At 65.3% G+C, this 19,389-nt stretch carries 18 protein-coding genes and 3 tRNA genes; 8 read left to right on the top strand and 13 right to left on the bottom strand.

From position 1 onward, the window contains the following. Complete coding sequence (locus LDN95_RS00135) at positions 1-1,083, bottom strand: LacI family DNA-binding transcriptional regulator (protein ID WP_226015600.1); 1,083 nt, start codon at positions 1,081-1,083, stop codon at positions 1-3. Between the two features lie 142 nt (positions 1,084-1,225). Here LDN95_RS00135 and xylB point away from each other — a divergent pair, with 142 nt between their 5' ends. Continuing rightward, on the top strand, positions 1,226-2,671 hold the full coding sequence (gene xylB, locus LDN95_RS00140; protein WP_226015601.1) for a xylulokinase: 1,446 nt from the start codon (positions 1,226-1,228) through the stop codon (positions 2,669-2,671). 6 nt (positions 2,672-2,677) lie between these two features. Then, positions 2,678-3,991: a xylose isomerase gene (gene xylA, locus LDN95_RS00145; RefSeq protein ID WP_226015602.1), complete on the top strand. Its 1,314-nt coding sequence runs from the start codon at positions 2,678-2,680 to the stop codon at positions 3,989-3,991. Between the two features lie 98 nt (positions 3,992-4,089). Here the strand turns inward: xylA and LDN95_RS00150 are convergent. The 3 genes from LDN95_RS00150 to efp form a co-directional block, all read right to left on the bottom strand. Continuing rightward, a tRNA-Leu gene (locus LDN95_RS00150) sits at positions 4,090-4,173 on the bottom strand. Between the two features lie 80 nt (positions 4,174-4,253). After that, on the bottom strand, positions 4,254-5,093 hold the full coding sequence (locus tag LDN95_RS00155) for an inositol monophosphatase family protein (RefSeq protein ID WP_226015603.1): 840 nt from the start codon (positions 5,091-5,093) through the stop codon (positions 4,254-4,256). Between the two features lie 36 nt (positions 5,094-5,129). After that, complete coding sequence (gene efp, locus LDN95_RS00160) at positions 5,130-5,693, bottom strand: elongation factor P (RefSeq protein WP_226015604.1); 564 nt, start codon at positions 5,691-5,693, stop codon at positions 5,130-5,132. A gap of 132 nt (positions 5,694-5,825) precedes the next feature. On the opposite strand from efp, the gene LDN95_RS00165 reads away from it, so the two are divergent. Beyond that, positions 5,826-6,251 carry a hypothetical protein gene (locus tag LDN95_RS00165; protein ID WP_226015605.1) on the top strand — a complete coding sequence of 142 codons (426 nt, stop codon included), beginning with the start codon at positions 5,826-5,828 and terminating at the stop codon, positions 6,249-6,251. 27 nt (positions 6,252-6,278) lie between these two features. Here LDN95_RS00165 and LDN95_RS00170 read toward each other — a convergent pair whose 3' ends face one another. From LDN95_RS00170 to tkt, 6 genes are all read right to left on the bottom strand, one after another. Then, the gene (locus LDN95_RS00170; protein WP_226015606.1) at positions 6,279-8,234 is read right to left on the bottom strand and encodes an OPT family oligopeptide transporter; all 1,956 of its coding nucleotides are present in this window, start codon (positions 8,232-8,234) and stop codon (positions 6,279-6,281) included. Positions 8,235-8,318: 84 nt separating this feature from the next. Further along, positions 8,319-8,996 (bottom strand): thiamine phosphate synthase, encoded by a 678-nt coding sequence (thiE, locus tag LDN95_RS00175; protein WP_226015607.1) that lies wholly within the window; start codon positions 8,994-8,996, stop codon positions 8,319-8,321. Positions 8,997-9,156: 160 nt separating this feature from the next. Further along, on the bottom strand, positions 9,157-10,065 hold the full coding sequence (locus LDN95_RS00180; RefSeq protein WP_226015608.1) for a fructose bisphosphate aldolase: 909 nt from the start codon (positions 10,063-10,065) through the stop codon (positions 9,157-9,159). 311 nt (positions 10,066-10,376) lie between these two features. After that, positions 10,377-11,573 (bottom strand): phosphoglycerate kinase, encoded by a 1,197-nt coding sequence (gene pgk / locus LDN95_RS00185; protein WP_226015609.1) that lies wholly within the window; start codon positions 11,571-11,573, stop codon positions 10,377-10,379. A gap of 99 nt (positions 11,574-11,672) precedes the next feature. After that, positions 11,673-12,680 carry a type I glyceraldehyde-3-phosphate dehydrogenase gene (gap, locus tag LDN95_RS00190; RefSeq protein WP_226015610.1) on the bottom strand — a complete coding sequence of 336 codons (1,008 nt, stop codon included), beginning with the start codon at positions 12,678-12,680 and terminating at the stop codon, positions 11,673-11,675. Positions 12,681-12,728: 48 nt separating this feature from the next. Further along, positions 12,729-14,696 carry a transketolase gene (tkt, locus tag LDN95_RS00195; RefSeq protein ID WP_226015611.1) on the bottom strand — a complete coding sequence of 656 codons (1,968 nt, stop codon included), beginning with the start codon at positions 14,694-14,696 and terminating at the stop codon, positions 12,729-12,731. 256 nt (positions 14,697-14,952) lie between these two features. On the opposite strand from tkt, the gene LDN95_RS00200 reads away from it, so the two are divergent. The 4 genes from LDN95_RS00200 (at position 14,953) to LDN95_RS00215 (ending at position 16,618) form a co-directional block, all read left to right on the top strand. Beyond that, on the top strand, positions 14,953-15,159 hold the full coding sequence (locus LDN95_RS00200; protein ID WP_226015612.1) for a hypothetical protein: 207 nt from the start codon (positions 14,953-14,955) through the stop codon (positions 15,157-15,159). Positions 15,160-15,202: 43 nt separating this feature from the next. Continuing rightward, positions 15,203-15,553, top strand: coding sequence for a cell division protein ZapA (locus LDN95_RS00205; RefSeq protein WP_226015613.1), 351 nt, complete (start codon positions 15,203-15,205; stop codon positions 15,551-15,553). 200 nt (positions 15,554-15,753) lie between these two features. Next, positions 15,754-16,365 (top strand): 5-formyltetrahydrofolate cyclo-ligase, encoded by a 612-nt coding sequence (locus LDN95_RS00210; RefSeq protein ID WP_226015614.1) that lies wholly within the window; start codon positions 15,754-15,756, stop codon positions 16,363-16,365. 28 nt (positions 16,366-16,393) lie between these two features. Next, positions 16,394-16,618 carry a DUF2842 domain-containing protein gene (locus LDN95_RS00215; RefSeq protein WP_226015615.1) on the top strand — a complete coding sequence of 75 codons (225 nt, stop codon included), beginning with the start codon at positions 16,394-16,396 and terminating at the stop codon, positions 16,616-16,618. 83 nt (positions 16,619-16,701) lie between these two features. Here the strand turns inward: LDN95_RS00215 and LDN95_RS00220 are convergent. Beyond that, positions 16,702-16,778 (bottom strand) — tRNA-Asp (locus LDN95_RS00220). 66 nt (positions 16,779-16,844) lie between these two features. Further along, positions 16,845-16,921: transfer RNA gene (locus tag LDN95_RS00225), tRNA-Asp, on the bottom strand. Positions 16,922-17,175: 254 nt separating this feature from the next. Between LDN95_RS00225 and LDN95_RS00230 the strand changes: the two genes are divergently transcribed. Beyond that, positions 17,176-17,619: a hypothetical protein gene (locus LDN95_RS00230; RefSeq protein WP_226015616.1), complete on the top strand. Its 444-nt coding sequence runs from the start codon at positions 17,176-17,178 to the stop codon at positions 17,617-17,619. Between the two features lie 473 nt (positions 17,620-18,092). Here LDN95_RS00230 and LDN95_RS00235 read toward each other — a convergent pair whose 3' ends face one another. Then, positions 18,093-19,373, bottom strand: coding sequence for a dihydrolipoamide acetyltransferase family protein (locus tag LDN95_RS00235; RefSeq protein WP_226015617.1), 1,281 nt, complete (start codon positions 19,371-19,373; stop codon positions 18,093-18,095). Positions 19,374-19,389: the final 16 nt, after the last annotated feature.

Below are 19,389 nucleotides of genomic sequence, written 5' to 3' on the forward strand. Positions count from 1 at the left end.
TCAAGTCCCAAGTCCATGATTTTGCGCGCACGGCGGCGCACAAGCATCCGACGCGCGGGGCAGCATCTTGAATGCCAGCTGGATATGCCGGGCAACGAAGGCAGGCGGGCCAGCGCGACCGCGAACGGCTTCGGCAAGAAGCGCTGTCGCTCGCCTCGCCATCTCAGCCACGGGCTGGTCGATGGTAGTGATCTCGGGCCAGATCGTGGTCGCCATCGCGCTGTTGTCGAAGCCACAGACCGACAGGTCTCGCGGCACTTCGAGCCGGTGACGGTGGGCGACCGCGACTGCTGCCGCCGCCATGTCATCGTTACTGGCGAAGATCGCGGTTGGCGGCTCGGGCAGCGCCAGCAGCGCTTCGGCCGCGACAAGCCCCGAACGATAGGTGAAGTCCCCTTCCCTCACCAGTCGATCGTCCGGTGTCAGACCGGCCTCGGACAAGGCGCGGGCGTAACCGGCAAAGCGCAGGGCGCTGGCGGTCTGGTTGGTGGCCCCGGCGACGAACCCGATGCGGCGGTGGCCCAGCCCGATGAGGCGACCGGTCATCGCATGGGCCGCAGCTTCGTCGTCGATGGTCACCGCGTAAGCGAATTCCGCCGGGCGGCCCGTGGCGATCTGCGCGATCGGAAGGCCTGCCAAATGCAAGGCCTTCAGCAGGACTTCGTCATCGCACAGTGGCGGCGGCAGCAGCACCGCATCGACGCGATGGTCGATCAGCCGCCGGACCAGTTCTGCCGGGTCCGCCAGCAGATCGCAATCCTCGACGATCAGTTGCACATCGAGCTTGCTGGCCTGTGCCAGACTGCCCATCAGGAATTCGCTGAGATAAGCGGCGCTGGGATTGGCGTGAAGCAGCGCGATGCGGCATTGCTGCCCCCCGGCCAGACTGCGCGCCGCAGGATTGGGCACATAGCCAAGCGCGACGATGGCCGCCTCCACCTTTTCGCGGGTGGCTGGCATCACGTTCGGCTCGGAATTGATCACGCGCGACACCGTCATCGGCGAGACACCGGCACAACGGGCAACATCCGCGACAGTCGGGCCGCGTTTGCCGGAACGGGGTTTGCGTGGCGTCGTGGTCATCGCGTCCTTCGCCTAGTGACCGTAAGGGGCGGGCACAAGTACGCCATCGCCTGACACCCTTCGAAGGGTTGATAGCCTCTTGCCAGCCCGACAATGGTAGCGCTAACTTGGCGGCAACGACCGTCATTGGGAGAGCGGCACGGTGTTTCTGGGAATCGATGTCGGCACGTCCGGCGTAAAGGCGGTGATCGCCGCACCGTCGGGCACGGTCCTCGCTCAGGCAACGGCGCCATTATCGGTCGCGCGCGCAGAAAGCCTGTGGTCCGAACAAGACCCTGACGACTGGTGGAGGGCCACCGAAGCGGCGGTGCTCGCGCTCGATCCGGTTTTGCGCTCGGGCGTCGCGGGCATCGGGCTTGCGGGGCAGATGCACGGCGCCACCTTGCTGGGCGCCGACGACCGACCCCTGCGGCCTGCGATCTTGTGGAACGATGGCCGCAGCTTTGCCGAATGCGCCGAACTGGAACGTGCCGAGCCGCGCACCCGCACCATGACCGGCAACATCGCCATGCCCGGCTTCACCGCGCCCAAGCTGCTGTGGGTACGCAAGCATGAGCCAGCGGTCTTCGCGCAAGTGCGCAGCGTGTTGCTGCCAAAGGACTTCGTCCGCCTCGTCCTGACGGGCGACAAGGCCTCTGACATGGCCGACAGTGCGGGCACGCTCTGGCTCGATGTGGCGCAACGGCGCTGGAGCGAAGTGATGCTGGCCGCCTGCGGCCTTTCCGAAAGTCATATGCCCCGGCTGTACGAAGGAACGCAGGCGACCGGCACCTTGCGGACCGAAATCGCCGCACGCTGGGGCATGGCCGGTGTGCCGGTCGCGGCAGGCGGTGGCGACAACGCGGCAGGCGCGGTCGGTGTCGGCGTGGTCGGCGATGGCGACGCCCTGCTGTCGCTGGGCACATCGGGTGTGACGTTCGTCGCAACGCGCGAATTTCGTCCCAACCCGGCACGTGCAGTGCATGCCTTCTGCCACGCGCTGCCCGGCATGTGGCACCAGATGAGCGTCCATCTCTCGGCCGCATCGTGCGTCGACTGGGCGGCGCGGTTGATCGGCTGCGATGTTCCCGGCCTTTTCGCGCTGGCCGGGCAGGCCGGGCCTGCCAGCGGGCCGGAACTGTTCATGCCATACCTTTCGGGCGAGCGTACGCCGCACAACGATCCGCAGGTGCGCGGCGCGTTCGTGTGCCTCGACAACGACACCACTCCCGCCCGGCTTGCTGCCGCCGTGCTCGAAGGCGTCGCCTTTGCCCATGCCGACGGACTTGCCGCACTGCGCGAAGCGGGCACCGCCTTGACCGCGCTGAAAGTCATCGGCGGAGGCGCGCGTTCAGCCCATTGGGGGCAAATCATCGCCGCATCGCTCGGGGTGCCGCTGGTCTATCTCGAAGGCGGTGAAGTCGGCCCCGCGCTTGGCGCTGCACGGCTTGCCCAGATCGCGGTGACCGGCGCCAGCATCGCCGATGCCTGCCCCAGCCCGCCAGTCCGCCATGTCATCGAGCCCGACGCCAGCCTTGCCGAAGCGCTCGCACCCAAGCTCGCCTGCTTCCGCGCCGCTTTCCCGCTCATCGCCCAGATCAAGGAGTAACCCACCATGTCCGCCGACTATTTCGCGCCGTTCGATACCGTCCGCTATGAAGGCCCCGACAGTGCCAGCGATCTCGCCTATCGCTGGTACGACAAGGATCGTTTGGTCCTTGGCAAACGCATGGAGGATCACCTGCGCCTGGCGGTGTGCTTCTGGCACACATTCTGCTGGCCGGGCAGCGATGTGTTCGGCGCGGGCACGTTCACCCGGCCATGGCACGCCGGAGCCAACGATGCCGCCGCCGCCCATGCCAAGCGTGAGGCCGCACTGGCCTTCGTCGAAAAGCTCGACGTGCCGTTCTATTGTTTCCACGACGTCGACGTGATGGCCGATGCCACCGATCTCGCCACGTTCCGCCGCAGCTTTGCCGAAGCGGTCGATCATCTTGAGGCGTTGCAGGCGCAGCATGGCCGCAAGCTGTTGTGGGGTACGGCCAACCTGTTCGGCCATCCGCGCTATATGGCGGGCGCTGCGACCAATCCCGATCCCGAAGTCTTTGCCTGGGCCGCCAGTCAGGTGCGCGATGCGCTGGAGGCCACCCACCGCCTGGGCGGGGCCAACTATGTGCTGTGGGGCGGCCGCGAAGGGTATGACACGATCCTCAACACCGAGATCGCCATCGAGCAGGAAAACTTCGGGCGATTCCTGAACCTTGTCGTCGAACACAAGCACAAGATCGGCTTTGCCGGCACGATCCTGATCGAGCCCAAACCGCACGAGCCGACCAAGCACCAATACGATTTCGACACCCAGACGGTCTATGGCTTCCTCAAGCGCTTCGGCCTTGAGAACGAAGTGTGCGTCAATATCGAGGCCAACCACGCGACGCTGGGCGGCCACACTTTCGAGCACGAAATTGCGATGGCGCGGGCGCTGGGCATCTTCGGCTCGATCGACGCCAACCGTGGCGACCACCAGAACGGGTGGGATACCGACCAGTTCCCGAACTCGGTCGAGGAATTGACCCTGGCCATGCTGGAAATCATCCGCGCCGGAGGCTTCACCACCGGCGGCTTCAATTTCGACGCCAAAGTCCGCCGCCAAAGCATCGATGCGGCCGACCTGTTCCACGGCCACATCGGCGGGATCGACACCATCGCGCACGCGCTGCTCAAGGCCGAAGCGATCATCACTGATGGCAAAGTCGATGCCTTCCGCAAGGAGCGCTACGCGGGCTGGCAGGGGGAACTGGGGCAGGCCATCCACGCGCCCACTGCGACACTTGCGTCGATCGCCGATCTGGCGCTCACCTGCGACCTGGCCCCGAAACCCCGGTCAGGCCGTCAGGAATGGCTGGAAAACATGATCAACCGCTTCTGAGGCCAATGCTAAATGGCCGATGCCAAACGGCGGCGTTTCTGCTCGGGTGATGCCGCCGTTGCGGCATGGCTACTCCCGAGCAAGCCATCAGCAGTAAGTGGTGCCCCTGGCCAGACTCGAACTGGCACGGATCTCTCCAACCGATTTTGAGTCGGTCGCGTCTACCATTCCACCACAGGGGCACTGTGCCGGGCGAGGAGCGGCTTAGCCGCGTCGCCCGGCAGTGGCAATATGCGTTATGCTTGGTTTTGCGCCGATTTCGTCAGGCGTTGCGCAGCGCACCAGCAAGCAGCTTGTGCAGCTTGGAATGCAACTGGTCGTTGCCGGCCAGCAGCGTTTCGTCGCAGATCGGCAGCGAACGGCCCCGATAATCGGACACGAAACCGCCCGCTTCGCGCACCAGCAGGCATCCGGCGGCCGAATCCCACGCCTTCAGACCGCTTTCCCAATAGCCATCGAATCGCCCTGCGGCGACCCATGCCAGATCGAGCGATGCGGCGCCGAAGCGCCGGATTCCGGCGATGCGCGGGCCCAGTTCGGCATAGATCCGCACCCATTCGGCCATGTCGCCGCGCCCCGAAAACGGGATGCCGGTGGCGATCAAGGCTTCGTCCATGTGCCGCCGCGCCGAAACCCGCAGGCGGCGGTCCTGCAACCAAGCCCCGCGCGACTTTTCCGCCCAGAAGCTTTCGTCGGTCACCGGCTGGTAGACGATCCCGGCGATGACATCGCCCCAGCCGCTGCCATCGGGGCCCTTGCCATCGAGCGCGGGCTCCTGCGCCGCGATCGAGATCGCGAAGTGCGGGATGCCGTGCAGGAAATTGCTGGTGCCATCGAGCGGGTCGATGATCCAGCGCGGCTTGCCCGGTTCGCCAGGAATCACGCCGCCTTCTTCCATCACGAAGCCCCAGTCGGGCCGCGCCAGACGCAGCTCGTCATAGATCGTGCGTTCGGCGTTCTGGTCGGCCTTCGACACGAAGTCGGCAGGCCCCTTGCGGCTGACCTGAAGGTGTTCGACTTCGCCGAAGTCGCGACGCAGCCGCGTGCCAGCCTTGCGCGCAGCACGTTCCATGACCCGGATCAGTCCGGAAATTGCAGCCATTCAAATTTCTCCGCGCATGCTGGACAACACGATGGGTCAGCCCACCTTGCTGACGTAAGTGCGCTCATAGACGTCGACGATGATGCGCGTACCGCTGCCGATATGCGGCGGAACCATCACGCGCACCCCGTTGTCGAGGATCGCCGGCTTGTAGCTGGACGAGGCGGTCTGCCCCTTCACCACGGCGTCGGCTTCGACGATGGTGGCTTCGACCTGTTCGGGCAACTGCACCGAGATCGGGCGCTCGTCATACATTTCGAGCAGCACGGTCATGCCGTCCTGAAGGAAAGCGGCGGCATCGCCAAGAAGATCGGACGGCAGCGTGATCTGGTCGTAGGTTTCGACGTCCATGAACACGAGGTCATCGCCTTCGGGGTACAGGAACTGGAAGTCCTTGGTGTCAAGCCGCACGCGCTCGACCGTATCGGCGCTGCGGAAGCGCACGTTGGTCTTGCGGCCGTCGATGAGGTTCTTCATCTCGACCTGCATGAACGCCCCGCCCTTGCCGGGCTGGGTGTGTTGGGTCTTGGCAACCTTCCAGATGCCTTTTTCGTATTCCAGGATATTGCCCGGACGGATGTCCACGCCGCTGATCTTCATGATGGAAAGAGCCCTGCCGTTGATCGGAGTTGGCGGGCCTTAGCCGCTGCGGCCGATTGCATCAAGCCACCCTGACGAAGTGATGTCCAGACCATCGTGACGAACTCGCGCCGACGTGGTAGCGCCCGCAGCGTGACCAAGACATCCGCCCTTGCCCGCCCGATCATGTTTGCCCTGCTGCTGACGGGGTTTGCTGCACTGCCAGCGCACCTTGCACTGGCCTCTCCGGGCGGCCAGTTGCGGGTGCTCGTGCAAGGTCCGTGGACGTGCGAGGTGCCCGGCGATGCTGCGCGACGGCCGGTTGCGGTGCCTGCGGAAAACTTCCGTATCGCCCCGGATTCAAGCTATTACGTCGGCGCGGCCTCAGGCAACTACTTGCGGTTGGGCGACCGGCTGACGATGACGTCGGGGCCGTTTGTCGGCAATCGGTATCGCGTGAAGAGCGAGGCGACGCTGCGGCGGCTCGACGGCGATGGCCAGGAAACAGGAGTGCGCTGCGTGCGCGCCGGCGCTGCCGGCAGCAACGGCACCGACGCGCCCGAGACCGACGGCCTGTAAGTTCCTCGGCGCTTGCAGCCGCAAAAATTAGCCTTGCGCTGCCCTCACCATGCGGCGGTAGGCGAACGCGATGAAGCCGACAAACACCACGATGCCTACCGGAGTCGTCCATGCGGATTCGCTGGTGATCGCCAGAATGTCGGCATTGTTGGTCGCACCCACCGCGCCTGCGTAAGCGATGTTGAACAGGCCATCGCCGACGATCAGGCCGGTGGCGGTCAACACGCCCATCCGCTCGGCGAATTCGGCGCGGGGCTGGCGCGCGGCCCAGGTGTTGTAGACGTGGCCGGTGATCGCACCGATCACGACAACCGCCGTCACCGCCATCGGCAGGTACATGCCCATGCCCACCGCGAGCGGCGGCAGCGAGCCCTTGCCGGTCTTGCGCAGGATTTCGTCGATGACGATCACGACCGCGCCGATGGCCGCGCCCAGCCCGATCAGCGACCAGTCAAGGTTGCCGCCCAGCACGCCTTGCGCAATGGCCGAGATCAGCGCGGCCTGCGGTGCGGCCAGCGCGTCCTTGCCGCCATTGGGCAGCAATCCCGGCGCGCCCTGAAAGCCGAACGTCGAGTTCAACAGGCTTAGGATCGGCGGGATCACCAGCGCGCCGAAGACCACGCCCAGGATCAGCGCGACCTGCTGGCGCCAGGGCGTTGCGCCGACCAGTTGCCCGGTCTTGAGATCCTGCAGGTTGTCGTTGGAAATCGTTGCGACGCCGAACACGATCGAGGTGACGAACAGCGCGAAGGCGACCAGCGCCTTGGTGTCGCTGCCACCGCCGCTGCGCCCGAACAAGGCGACGAGGATCAGTGAAATGCCCAGCACCGCCAGAATGCCGATACCCGAAACCGGGCTGTTAGAAGCACCGATAAGCCCGGCCATGTAGCCACAGACCGAAGCGATGATCACGCCCGCGATCAGCACATAGAGCACGGCAATGCCGATCCCCGTCGCGCTGACCGGACCGCCGGTGGCAAACCCGCTGAGCAGGATCGCGATAGGCACCATCAGCAACGCGATGGTACCGCCCACGATGCCGATCGGCAGGTCGCGCTCGGTAAGGTCGAGCGAACCCATGCCGCCGCCCTTGCGGGTGCGGTCGGCAGCGATGGCAGCGGCGATCCCGCGCACGATCGGACCGATCACCTTGAGCAGGGTCCACACGGCGGCAAGGCTGATCGTGCCGACGCCGATGAAGCGGATCTTGTGGACGAACACGTCACCGATGAAGTCTGCAAGGTCGGTGCCCGCAGGCGCGCCCGTAGCCGTATAAAGCGGCAGCAGCGCGCCAAAGCTGATCACGATGCCGACCAGCATCGACAGCCCCACGGCCAGCCCGACAAGGTGGCCGACACCCAGCAGCGCCAGCGACAGGCCTGCGGACAGCGATGTGCCGCCTGCGCCGACCGGGATGATCGTCTTAGCGCCTTCGGCCACCAGCTTGAGCTTGCCCAGCAAAGGGTAGACCACCGACAGCACGCTGCCCAGCACCACGGCGGCAAGGCCACGGCGGTTTTCCTCGGCCCCGCCCTCGCCCGCGCCGACCTTCAGCACTTCGGCAGCGGCAACGCCTTCGGGATAGGGCAAGTCCGATCCGCTGACCAGCGCACGGCGCAGCGGCACCGAATACATCACGCCGAGAATGCCGCCGATGGCGATGACCGACACCGATTGCCAATAGGGAAAACCGCTCCACCAGCCGACCATGATCAGGCCGGGCAGCACGAACACGATCGCCGACAGCGTTCCCGCCGCGCTGGCGATGGTCTGGACGATGTTGTTTTCCTTGATCGTCGCGCCGGGCAACAAGCGCAGCACCGCCATCGAGATCACCGCCGCCGGGATCGAGGTGGCAAAGGTCAACCCGATGCGCAGGCCCAGATAGACATTGGCCGCGGTGAACACCACCGTCAGCAGCGCGCCGAGCACCACGCTGCGCAGCGTCAGTTCGCGCGATGCCAATTCCTTGCCGGTCGTCATCTCTGTCGTATCCTTTTGCCGCCGAACGCCGCGGTCATCACGCTTTCTGCCATGCCGGGCGGATCAGTGAAACCCCGTAGCGGCCTAGTCGGTTCCGCGCGGCGTCGCGGCCAAAACTTCGGCAAAGGCGCGTACGGCAGCAGCTTCGTCACCGCCCCATACCGCGTGGCTTACCGCCAGAAAATCGGCGCCCGCGCTGATCAGCGGGGCGCAGTTGGCAGGCGTGATTCCGCCGATCGCGACGCAGGGCAGCTCGAACACCGCCGACCACCAGCTCAGCAGTTCCAGCTCGGCGCGGTGTTCGGTTTCCTTCGTCGCTGACGGGAAGAACGCGCCGAACGCCACGTAATCGGCGCCCTCCTCGCCCGCAGCCATCGCGCGGTGGCGGCTGTCCTGACAGGTCACGCCGATTTGCGCATCGCGGCCAAGCTGTTCGCGCGCTTCGGCCACTGCGCCGTCGCCCTGTCCCAGATGGACGCCATCGGCGCCCAGACGCTTGGCCAGACCGATCGAATCGTTGACGATGAAGGCCACGTCGCGGTCGGCGCAGATGCGCTGCAACGGCTCGGCCAGCTTGGCGGCCGCATGATCATCGATGCCTTTGACGCGGAACTGGAACGCGGCGACTTGCGCTGCATCGAGTGCGCGCGCCAGCCTGTCGGAGAAACCGCCGGTCACGTCGAGCGGCGAGATCAGATAGAGCTGGCAGGGAATGATTTCGATCGGCTTGGGCTTGGCCGGCTTGGTTTTGGATTTCGACATGCGCGATGCCTAGCGCGTGGAGCCTTGCGCGCCTAGCCCGGAATCAGCGGCAGGCAGTCGCCCCGGTGTGAACATTGTCCCACAAACGAAACGCCCCTCCCCCGCTTTTGCGGGGTGAGGGGCGTGCCTTTCCGTCCTCTCAAAGCGTAATCGGTCGGCCTCAGGCCGCGACCGGCACCGACTTGACCGTCGAACCGGTGTAGATTTCGTCGATCGCTTCACCCAGCGCGGCATCGAATTCGGCGTCGGTCATCTGGAAGCGCAAGTCTTCGAGCAGCGCCCGGCTGAAGCTGGCGATGATGCCGTTGTTCTCGGAAAGCTGGACGCACGCCTCGGGGCGCTTGTAACCGCCCGAAAGCGCGACCACGCGCAGCACCTTGGGGTGTGCAACCAGCGGTTCGAACGTACCCGGCACGATCGGCAACGACAGCTTGAGCATGACCTTTTCGCCATCGGGCAGCGCATCAAGGTTCTTGAGGATTTCGGCGAGCAGGATCGTGTCGCAATCGCCGCGCGTTTCGCTCTTGATGTTCACTTCGGGCTCGATGATCGGCATCAGCCCGGCTGCACTGACTTGCGCGCCCAGTTCGAACTGCTGCTTGACCACCGCCGCGATACCTTCGGCATTGGCGGAGTGGATCACCGAGCGCTCCTTGGTGCCGAACACGCCAAGCGCCTTCGAGCGGCTGAGCAACTCGTCAAGGCCGGGGATCGGCTTGAGCAGTTGCACGCCGTTGGCTTCGTCTTCCAAACCCTTGTCGATCTTGATGAACGGGATCACGCCCTTGGCGATCAGCGCTGCGGGAACCGGCACGCCATCGACGGTGCCGTCCATGGTCCGCTCGAACAGGATCGCGCCAAGCACCTTTTCGCCGGTGAAGGCGGGCGATTTGATGATGCGGCTGCGCATGTCGTGGATCAGGCCGTACATCTCAGCTTCGCTGGTCCAGGCCGATTCCTCAATGCCGTAACCCTTGAGCGCCTTCGGAGTCGAACCGCCGCTCTGGTCGAGGGCTGCGATGAACCCTTTGCCTTCGGCCAGTCTCTGGGTGAATTCGGCGTTGCTCATGTCGGCTCCCTGTAATGCTGCGAAAGTATTGCTGCCAAACTGCTTTGCTGCGCCCGCGGCGCCTGAAATCCGGACCTTGCGGCAGACCGATGGGCCAAGGCTCACCCCTGCTTGCGACCGCCTAATGCATACGTATGAACGAACCTTTACCGGCGACCGGTCGATTTCGCAACCGCAACATTGCAGGTGCCGCAAATTTGTTGCCTGCGCAAACCAATCAGACCCAAAGTGTCTGGATCAAAACGCAAATGGGGCGGCAAGATCAGATCCTGCCGCCCCATCGCTTTTGTAAACAAACAGCCCGTCCTGCGTCAGGCTTCGAGTGCGGCCACGCCGGGCAGTTCCTTGCCTTCCATCCATTCGAGGAAGGCCCCGCCCGCAGTCGAGACATACGAGAAGTCGGCGGCAACGCCCGCATGGTTGAGCGCGGCGACGGTATCGCCCCCGCCTGCAACCGAGATCAGCGAGCCTTCCTTCGACAGCGCCGCTGCGGTGCGCGCAAGTGCCACCGTGGCGGTATCGAACGGCTCGATCTCGAACGCGCCGAGCGGCCCGTTCCATACCAGCGTCTTGCAGGTCTTGAGCACGTCGGCCAGCGCTTCGACCGCCTGTGGCCCAACGTCGAGAATCATCTCGTCAGGGGCGACTTCGTGCACGTTGGTGATGCGCAGCGAAGCGGGGTTGGCGGCGAATTCCTTGGCCACTTGCGCGTCGTACGGCAGGTGGATCGTGCAACCGGCCTTGTCGGCGTTGTCGAGAATCTCGTCGGCGGTTGCGGTCAGGTCATGCTCGCACAGCGACTTGCCCACATCCACGCCGCGCGCGGCAAGGAACGTGTTGGCCATGCCGCCACCGATGATCAGGTGATCGACTTTGCCGACCAAGTGCTTGAGCACATCGAGCTTGGTCGAAACCTTGGCCCCGCCGACAACGGCCGCTACCGGATGCTCAGGTTTGCCCAGCGCCTTTTCCAGTGCCTCAAGCTCGGCCTGCATCGCGCGTCCGGCATAGGCGGGAAGCACATGCGCCAACCCTTCGGTCGAAGCGTGAGCGCGGTGCGCAGCCGAGAACGCATCGTTGACATAGGCATCGCCGAGCTTGGCGATGGCGGCGACGGTTGCCGGGTCGTTCTTTTCCTCGCCCTTGTGGAAGCGGGTGTTTTCCAGAACGGTGATCGAGCCCGGTTGCAGCGCGGCAACGGCGGCCTCGGCCTCGGCCCCGGCGCAATCGGCGATGAACCCGACCGGGCGACCCAGCGCCGCGGCAAGCGCGGGCACGATCGGTTCGAGCGAGTTTTCGGCGCTGCGTTCGCCCTTGGGGCGGCCGAAGTGGGCCAGCACCAACACGCGGGCACCCTTGTCGGCCAGCTCGGCCAGCGTGGCGACGGTCGCGCGCAGCCGGGTGTCGTCGGTGACGACGCCGTTGGCCATCGGCACGTTGAGGTCTTCGCGCACCAGCACGGCCTTGCCAGCCACGTCGCCAATGTCGTCAAGCGTCTTGAAGGTCATGTCATCGATCCCCTGTGGCAAAGGCTCGCTGCACGGCGAACCACAAATGCGGAACGGCACCCGTCCCCGACCATCGGCCGGGGACGGGCACGCGCGGGATCAGATCAGGCTGCCGATCACACCGGCGGTGTCGACCATCCGGTTCGAGAAGCCCCATTCGTTGTCGTACCACGACAGCACGCGCACCAGCTTGCCGTCGATGACGGCCGTTTCCAGGCTGTCGATGGTCGAGGAATGCGCGTCATGGTTGAAGTCGATCGAGACGAGGGGCTCGTTGGTGTAGCCCAGCACGCCCTTGAGCGGGCCTTCGGCAGCAGCCTTGAGCAGCGCGTTGACTTCTTCCTTGGTCGTGTCGCGCTTGGGCGTGAAGGTCAGGTCGACGACCGAAACGTTCGGGGTCGGCACACGGATCGCCGAACCATCGAGCTTGCCCTTCAGTTCGGGCAGCACTTCGCCGACCGCACGGGCAGCGCCGGTGGTGGTGGGGATCATGCTCATCGCAGCGGCACGGGCACGACGCGGATCCTCGTGGATCTGGTCGAGGATCTTCTGGTCGTTGGTATAGCTGTGGATCGTGGTCATCAGGCCACGCTCGATGCCAATGGCATCGTTCAGCACCTTGGCGAAGGGGGCGAGGCAGTTGGTGGTGCACGAAGCGTTCGACACGATCAGGTGATCGGCGGTCAGCTTGTCATGGTTGACGCCATAGACCACGGTCAGATCGACTTCCTTGCCCGGAGCCGAGATCAGCACGCGCTTGGCGCCGGCGTCGAGATGCTTCTGGCCGCCTGCACGCGTGGTGAAGAAGCCGGTGCATTCAAGCGCGATGTCGATGCCTTGCGCTGCGTGCGGCAACTTGGCCGGGTCGCGCTCGGCGGTCACGGTGATGCGCTTGCCGTCGATGATCAGATCGTTGCCATCGACTTCGACCGTACCGGCATAGGCACCGTGCACGCTGTCGCGCTTGAACAGGCGGGCATTGGCTTCCGCGCTGCCAAGGTCGTTGATGGCGACGAGTTCAAGACCGGAATCGGGCCGTTCGAGGATGGCGCGTGCAACATTGCGCCCGATGCGTCCGAAACCGTTGATTGCAACCTTGGTCGCCATGTCAAACCTCCCTGTAGGTGAAGCGGATGGTGGAGTGGCCCCTGTCTGTCAGGCAAGCCTGTCGAGAATACGCGGCGCGATCTTTGCCGCAGTAAGTCCGAAATGATCGTAAAGAACTTCCGCCGGAGCCGAAGCGCCAAAGCTGTCGATGCCGATGGTCAGCCCGTCGCCGACGTACTTCTGCCAGCCGGTGGTGACGCCTGCCTCGATCGAGACCTTGAGCACATCGGCGGGCAGCACGTCGGCGCGATAGGCCGCGTCCTGCGCGTCGAACAGTTCCCAAGACGGCATCGACACGACATCGGCGCCAATGCCCCGCGCTTCCAGCAGCTTGGCTGTATCGACCGCGATCTCTACTTCCGAGCCGGTGGCGACAATCACGACCTTGCGAGCGGCGGTTGCCGCAACGAGGCGATAGGCACCCTTGGCGCTGAGCAATTCGCCCGAAGTGCGCAGTTGCGGCAGGTTCTGCCGGGTCAGCGCCAGCACCGAAGGGGTGTTGCGGCTGGCCAGCGCCAGTTGCCAGCATTCGGCGGTCTCGATCACGTCGGCCGGGCGGAACACCTGCAAGTTGGGGATCAGTCGCATGCTCATGACATGCTCGATCGGCTGGTGGGTGGGTCCATCTTCGCCAAGGCCGATCGAATCGTGCGTCAGCACATAGACCACGCGGGCGTGCTGCAGCGCCGACAGCCGGATGGCATTGCGGCAATAGTCCGAAAACACCAGGAAGGTGCCGCCGTAAGGGATGATCCCGCCGTGCAGCGCCATGCCGTTCATCGCCGCGGCCATGCCGAATTCGCGAATGCCGTAATAGACGTAGCGGCCGGAATAGTCCTGCGCGGTCAGCGGCGGGGTGGACTTGGTCTTGGTGTTGTTCGAGCCGGTCAGGTCGGCCGAACCGCCAACCAGTTCGGGGATCTGCGCGGTCAGCACCTCGAGCGCCAGTTCGCTCGACTTGCGGGTTGCGACCTTCTGCGACTTGGTCAGCCAGCCTGCGAATTCGGCTTCGATGGCGTCGGTGGACGGCAGATCACCAGCCATGCGGCGGGCGAGTTCGGCAGCACTGGGGTTGGCTGCGGCGCGCGCGGTCCATGCCGCATGCGCCTGCTTGCCCGCCTCGCCAGTGGCCCGCCAGTTGGCGGCGATGTCGGCGGGGATTTCGAACGGCGCGGCGCTCCAGCCCAGATAGTCGCGGGCGGCGACGATCTCGTCGGCCCCCAGCGGCGAGCCGTGGACGTTGTGGCCGCCCTGCTTGTTGGGTGCGCCCTTGCCGATGACGGTGCGGCAGGCGACCAGCGACGGGCGCGGATCGGCCTTCGCCTCGGCCAAGGCGCGGGCGATGTCGGCAAAGTCGTGGCCGTCGCACGAGGTCACGTGCCAACCGCTGGCGGAATAGCGACCGAGCACGTCCTCGGTCGTCGACAGCGAGGTATCGCCGTCGATGGTGATCTTGTTGTCGTCCCACAGCACGTTCAGACGACCGAGGCCGAGCGTTCCGGCAAGGCCGACGGCTTCGTGGTTGATGCCTTCCATCAGGCACCCGTCACCCGCGATCACCCAGGTGTGGTGATCGACCAGATCGTCACCGAAGCGGGCGTTGAGGTGGCGTTCGGCGAGCGCGAAGCCCACGGCCATGGCGATACCCTGACCCAGCGGGCCGGTGGTGCATTCAACGCCGGGGATCAGGAAGTTTTCCGGGTGTCCGGCGCAAACGCTGTCCAACTGGCGGAACTTGCGGATGTCGCCAATCGTCGGCGAGGCATAGCCCGACAGGTTGAGCAACGCGTAAACCAGCATCGAGCCGTGGCCCGCCGACAGGATGAAACGGTCACGATCGGACCAGTCGGGCGCGGAAGGATCGAACTTCAGGAACTGCGACCACAGCACGGTCGCCACGTCGGCCATGCCCATCGGCATGCCCGGGTGGCCCGAATTCGCCGCCTGTACCGCGTCCATCGCAAGGGCACGGATCGCGTTGGCCATTGGCGCCAGCGCGGTGGGGTCGCGAGTCATAACCTGAAAAAACCTTTCCAGCGCCAGTTTGGGCGCGCAATCCGGTGATTCGGAGCGAGGCCTCTTTGGGCAGAGCATTCCCCACCGTCAAGGCCACCGAATGCCGCATTCGTTCGCACTTGCACAAGCATCCTTAAAACATTGTGCATTCGAATGCACACCCAGATTCGCGTGGCCCCATTCGTGCCCTTCAGGGTGCGCCGGCAGCGGGCCGGGCGGTTTGCTTCGGCGCGGGGTTGTGGTAGCGATTCGCGCCATGGCGACAGGGAACCCAGAACAGGCGCTTGGCACGGCCCTCGACCGTATCGAGCAGGCCATCGCGCACCTTGAAGGCGTGGCGGCGACGCGTGCGGCCGAAGCGGCTGAGTTGCGCGAATTGCGCGCGCGCCATCGTCGGCTGAAAGACTCGGTGGCCGGCGAGTTGCAGCAGCTAGACCTGCTGCTGGCCAATCTTCCGAAATGAGCGCTGGTCAATTGAGCGTTGGCAAACGGAGCATGAGCAAGCGATGCCCAATCTGCACCTGACCATCGGCGGTCGCGCCTACACCGTTTCGGCGGATCAGGACGAGCAGCCGCATATCGAGATGCTCGGCCGGATGATCGACGAACGCGCCCGGCGCGCCGGGCTGGCCAGTGGTCAGTCAGAAGTGCGGATGCTGCTGGTGGCGGCACTGATGCTGGCGGATGAACTGCACGAGGAACACCGCAAGGAGCCTCCTCCCCCGCCAGTTGCCGCACCACAAGACACAGCCGAGGCCGTTCAGGCGCGCGCGGCGACGCTTGCCCGGATCAACGCTTTGGCCGAACGCGTGGAAAAGCTTGCCGGACATCTTGAGGAACCGCGCGCGAACGCCTAGATAGTGCCATGACGGGTACTGCCCGGCACGAGCCGCATGAAACATCCCTGAGGCTATAAGCAATCCACGGGGGCTGTCCCTGCCCGGGTCTTGGCCCGAAGCACATGGTCCCCACCTGACGTCGAGGCGTCGGAGGATTTTCCGAGCTAACGACCCATGGTGGTCCCGTCACCCCACCAAATCCGGAGTTTGAGCCACAGATGCACGGTGGTGGAGATGCGGGAGCCACGCTTGCCAAGGCCCGGCTCAGAAAGCGCTTGCGCGCCGAGCGTCAGGCGCATGTCGCGGCGCTCGATCCCCGCATCCGTGGGCTGGTGCTGCGCCGCCCGCCCGGCCCGATCCTCGACATCATCCCGCGCGATGCGGTGATCGGCCTGTACATGCCAACCGCCGATGAGGCGCCGACGCTGGGCTATGCCGGTTTCTTCCACGAGGCGGGGCACACGCTGGCCCTTCCCTGGTTCGCCGGGCGTGAGGCGCCGATGGAATTCCGCCGCTGGATCTCGCCTTACTTGCGCGACACGCTTGAACCCGATCCGTTCGGCGCCCGGCAACCGACCGGAGGCGCCGGCCCCGATGTGCTTCCCGAAGTACCCGAAGTGCTGTTCGTGCCGCTGGTCGGTTTCAGCGCCGATGGCGGCAGGCTTGGCCAAGGTGGTGGCCATTACGATCGCTGGCTGGCGGCGCATCCGCAAACCATCGCCATCGGTCTGGCATGGGATTGCCAGCTTGCCGAGGAACTGCCCGTCGAGGCACACGACCACCGGCTTGCCGCCGTGGTAACCCCGACCCGGCTTTACGGCCCGTTCTGAACGCCGTTTCGAAGGATTGCACCCAATCATGACCGAGCACGACAGCAACCGGCCGACATGGCGCAAGCCGATCGGGATACTGGGCCTGCTGGCCGCGCTGACGGCTTATGCAGCCATCGTCGGCTCGCTCAGCGGTGTGCTGGGTACCCTGCCCGTGCTGGTTCAGACGCTGATCTATGTCATTCTGGGCGTGGCGTGGCTGCTGCCGCTGCGCCGCTATCTGATCTGGATGGAAACCGGCCGCTGGGGGTGAGTGCTTAACGTTTCGCGGTGCCACAAACGGAAACGGGCCCCACAAGGGGGCCTGCGCTTCCGGTCTGTTCCGATCTGGGTTGGTGGCGCGAGTGACGGGGCTCGAACCCGCGACCTCCGGCGTGACAGGCCGGCACTCTAACCAACTGAGCTACACCCGCGCACTGACGGTCAAAAGACCGCAACCACGGAGCGTCCACCAACAGGGCACTCTGACTTCCAAACGATGGCGCGAGTGACGGGGCTCGAACCCGCGACCTCCGGCGTGACAGGCCGGCACTCTAACCAACTGAGCTACACCCGCGCTTCCGTTTGGGAGCCGCGCCTCTATGGCAGAGCACCGGCACTGTCAACAAATTGAAGCGAAGTTTTTTGCGCGTTTCCACATGGGCGCGCCACCACCAGCGCCAGCGCATTCCGGGCTCCGAGAAACCCCGGTAACGTAGTGCATTTAGCGCGGGTTAACCAAGTTTTAGCCGCGGCTGTGGATAAGCATCCTACCCAACTTGGGGCATGGCACGCGGGGGCTTAGGTTTGATGCAGAAGGCGGTGATCACGATGGTTGCGACCGTGGGGACGGCGGCGCCACTGTTCGCCCAGGCGGCTGAGCCTGTGCAACTGGCGAGCGATGTCTTCATCGAACGATTCGAGGCTGCCCCCGGTGGCGGCAGGATTCGCGTGCTGGAGCGCGCGGACCAGTTGCGCGCGGGCGACCGGGTGATCTTCGTGGTCAACTGGAAGGCCAGCCGCACCCGCGAATTCACCGTGACCAACCCGATGCCGCGCTCGATCTCGTTCCAGTCGAGCGCGCGCGACGATCAGGAGGTCTCGGTCGATGGCGGCCACACCTGGGGCGCCCTGCCCGATCTGATCGTTCACCTTGGCGACGGCCAGTGGCGCCACGCCCGCGCCGAAGACGTCACCCACGTCCGCTGGCGTGTGCCCGGCGAACTGGCAGCGCTGGGCGCAGGGCAGATGACCTATCGCGGCGTGGTGCGGTAGGCTTGGTGGGTAATTTTGGCGCTCAAGGAGTATCAGCTTTTGCCAAGGTATGGTGATTAGCTGAACGACGGGGATGTCGTGGGAGCGGTCATTTCCTCCTCCAAGCCCCCGTCGCCCCGTGCTTGACACGGGGCTTGGCTTTCCTTGAGACCTCGCGTTTGGCAGCATCGTGAACGTGCAGGCTCAAGCCACGTGGACGATTTTTGGATCGAAGGCGACAACCCCGATTGGTTGGACCTTTGGGGCCAGTGGTATCCGGTGGCGAACGCGCAGCGGGGTGACGTGGAAAACTAGCCAAGCCCCGTGTCAAGCACGGGGCGACGAAGCTGTTGCGTTTTGGTGGCGTTCACGCCCGCAATGGCGTCGCGTCCGGACCGGCAAGTTCGGATCGAAATTGCCGGAAAGCAGCCGTAAGGACGAGCCTCCGAAACTTGTCCATGCGGGCCGGGGCCGCAGTCACCCGCCCACCCCGCTCAATCGGCCAGCAGCAGCACCGGCGTTTCCAGCAGGCGGCGCAAGGCCTGGACGAAGCTGGCCGCATCCCAGCCGTCGACCACGCGGTGGTCGCAACTGATCGACAGGTTCATCAGCTTGCGCTTGGCGAGCCGTTCGCCGCCCAAGCCGTCGGGCACGAACATCGGGCGCTCAACGATGCGGTTGGGGCCGATGATGGCGACTTCGGGGCGGTTGATCACCGGCGTCGTGGCGATGCCGCCGAGCGGTCCCAGCGAAGTGATGGTCAACGTCGAGCCCGACAGTTCGTCACTGCGCGCGGTGCCGGTGCGCGCGGCTTCGGCCAGCCGGGCGATCTCGCGCGCCAGTTGCCACAGGTTCTGCGCCTGCGCATCGCGCAACACCGGAACCATCAGCCCGGCGGGTGTCTGTGCGGCGATGCCCATGTGCACCGCACCGTGCCGGGTGACGACGCCGGCCTCATCATCATACCGCGCATTGAGCATCGGGAACGCGGGCAGCGTCTTGCAGATCGCGCGGATCAACAGCGGCAGCAGCGTCAGCTTGGGCTTTTCGCCGCGATGGGCGTTGAGATCGGCGCGCAAGTCCTCCAGCGCGGTCACATCGATCTCCTCGACGTACGAGAAGTGCGGGATATGCCGCTTCGATGCCGCCATGTTTTCGGCAATCCGCCGCCGCAGGCCGATGACCCGCACCTGCTCGTCGGGGCGCGTGGCACGCGAAGCACTGAAACCGCCGCCCGCATTGTAGGCGAGAAACGCGTCGAGATCGGCGTGGCGCACCCGCCCTTCCTCGGACGGACGCACGTGCGCCAGATCGATGCCGAGGTCGTCCGCGCGCTGGCGCACCGCCGGGCTGGCCAGCACGCGGCGATGGGGGACCGAGCCGGTCGTAGGCGCTGCCACAGGGAGTGCGACGGCCTCATGTCTCTCAGGTGCCCGTACAGCCTCGCTGGGCTGCGGCGTCGCTTCCGGGGAAGTTGCGGGCTCATCCGCCGGCGCAGGCGCTGAGACGGCCTCCTCGGCAAGCTCGTCCGCATCGTCGGTCTCGATCACCACGAGCGGACTGCCAATGGCGATCACGTCACCCTCTGCCCCGGCAACTTCGCGGACGATGCCCGACACCGGGCTTTCCATCTCGACGGTGGCCTTGTCGGTCATCAGGTCGGCGATGCGGCCATCCTCCTCGACGCGGTCGCCGGGCTTGACGTGCCAGGCGACGATCTCGGCCTCGGCAATGCCCTCGCCGATGTCGGGCAGGCGGAAGGTATAAGTTCCCATGGCGTCAGGCTTTCCA

It is taken from the genome of Novosphingobium sp. FKTRR1 (genome assembly GCF_020404405.1).
Lineage (GTDB): Bacteria > Pseudomonadota > Alphaproteobacteria > Sphingomonadales > Sphingomonadaceae > Novosphingobium.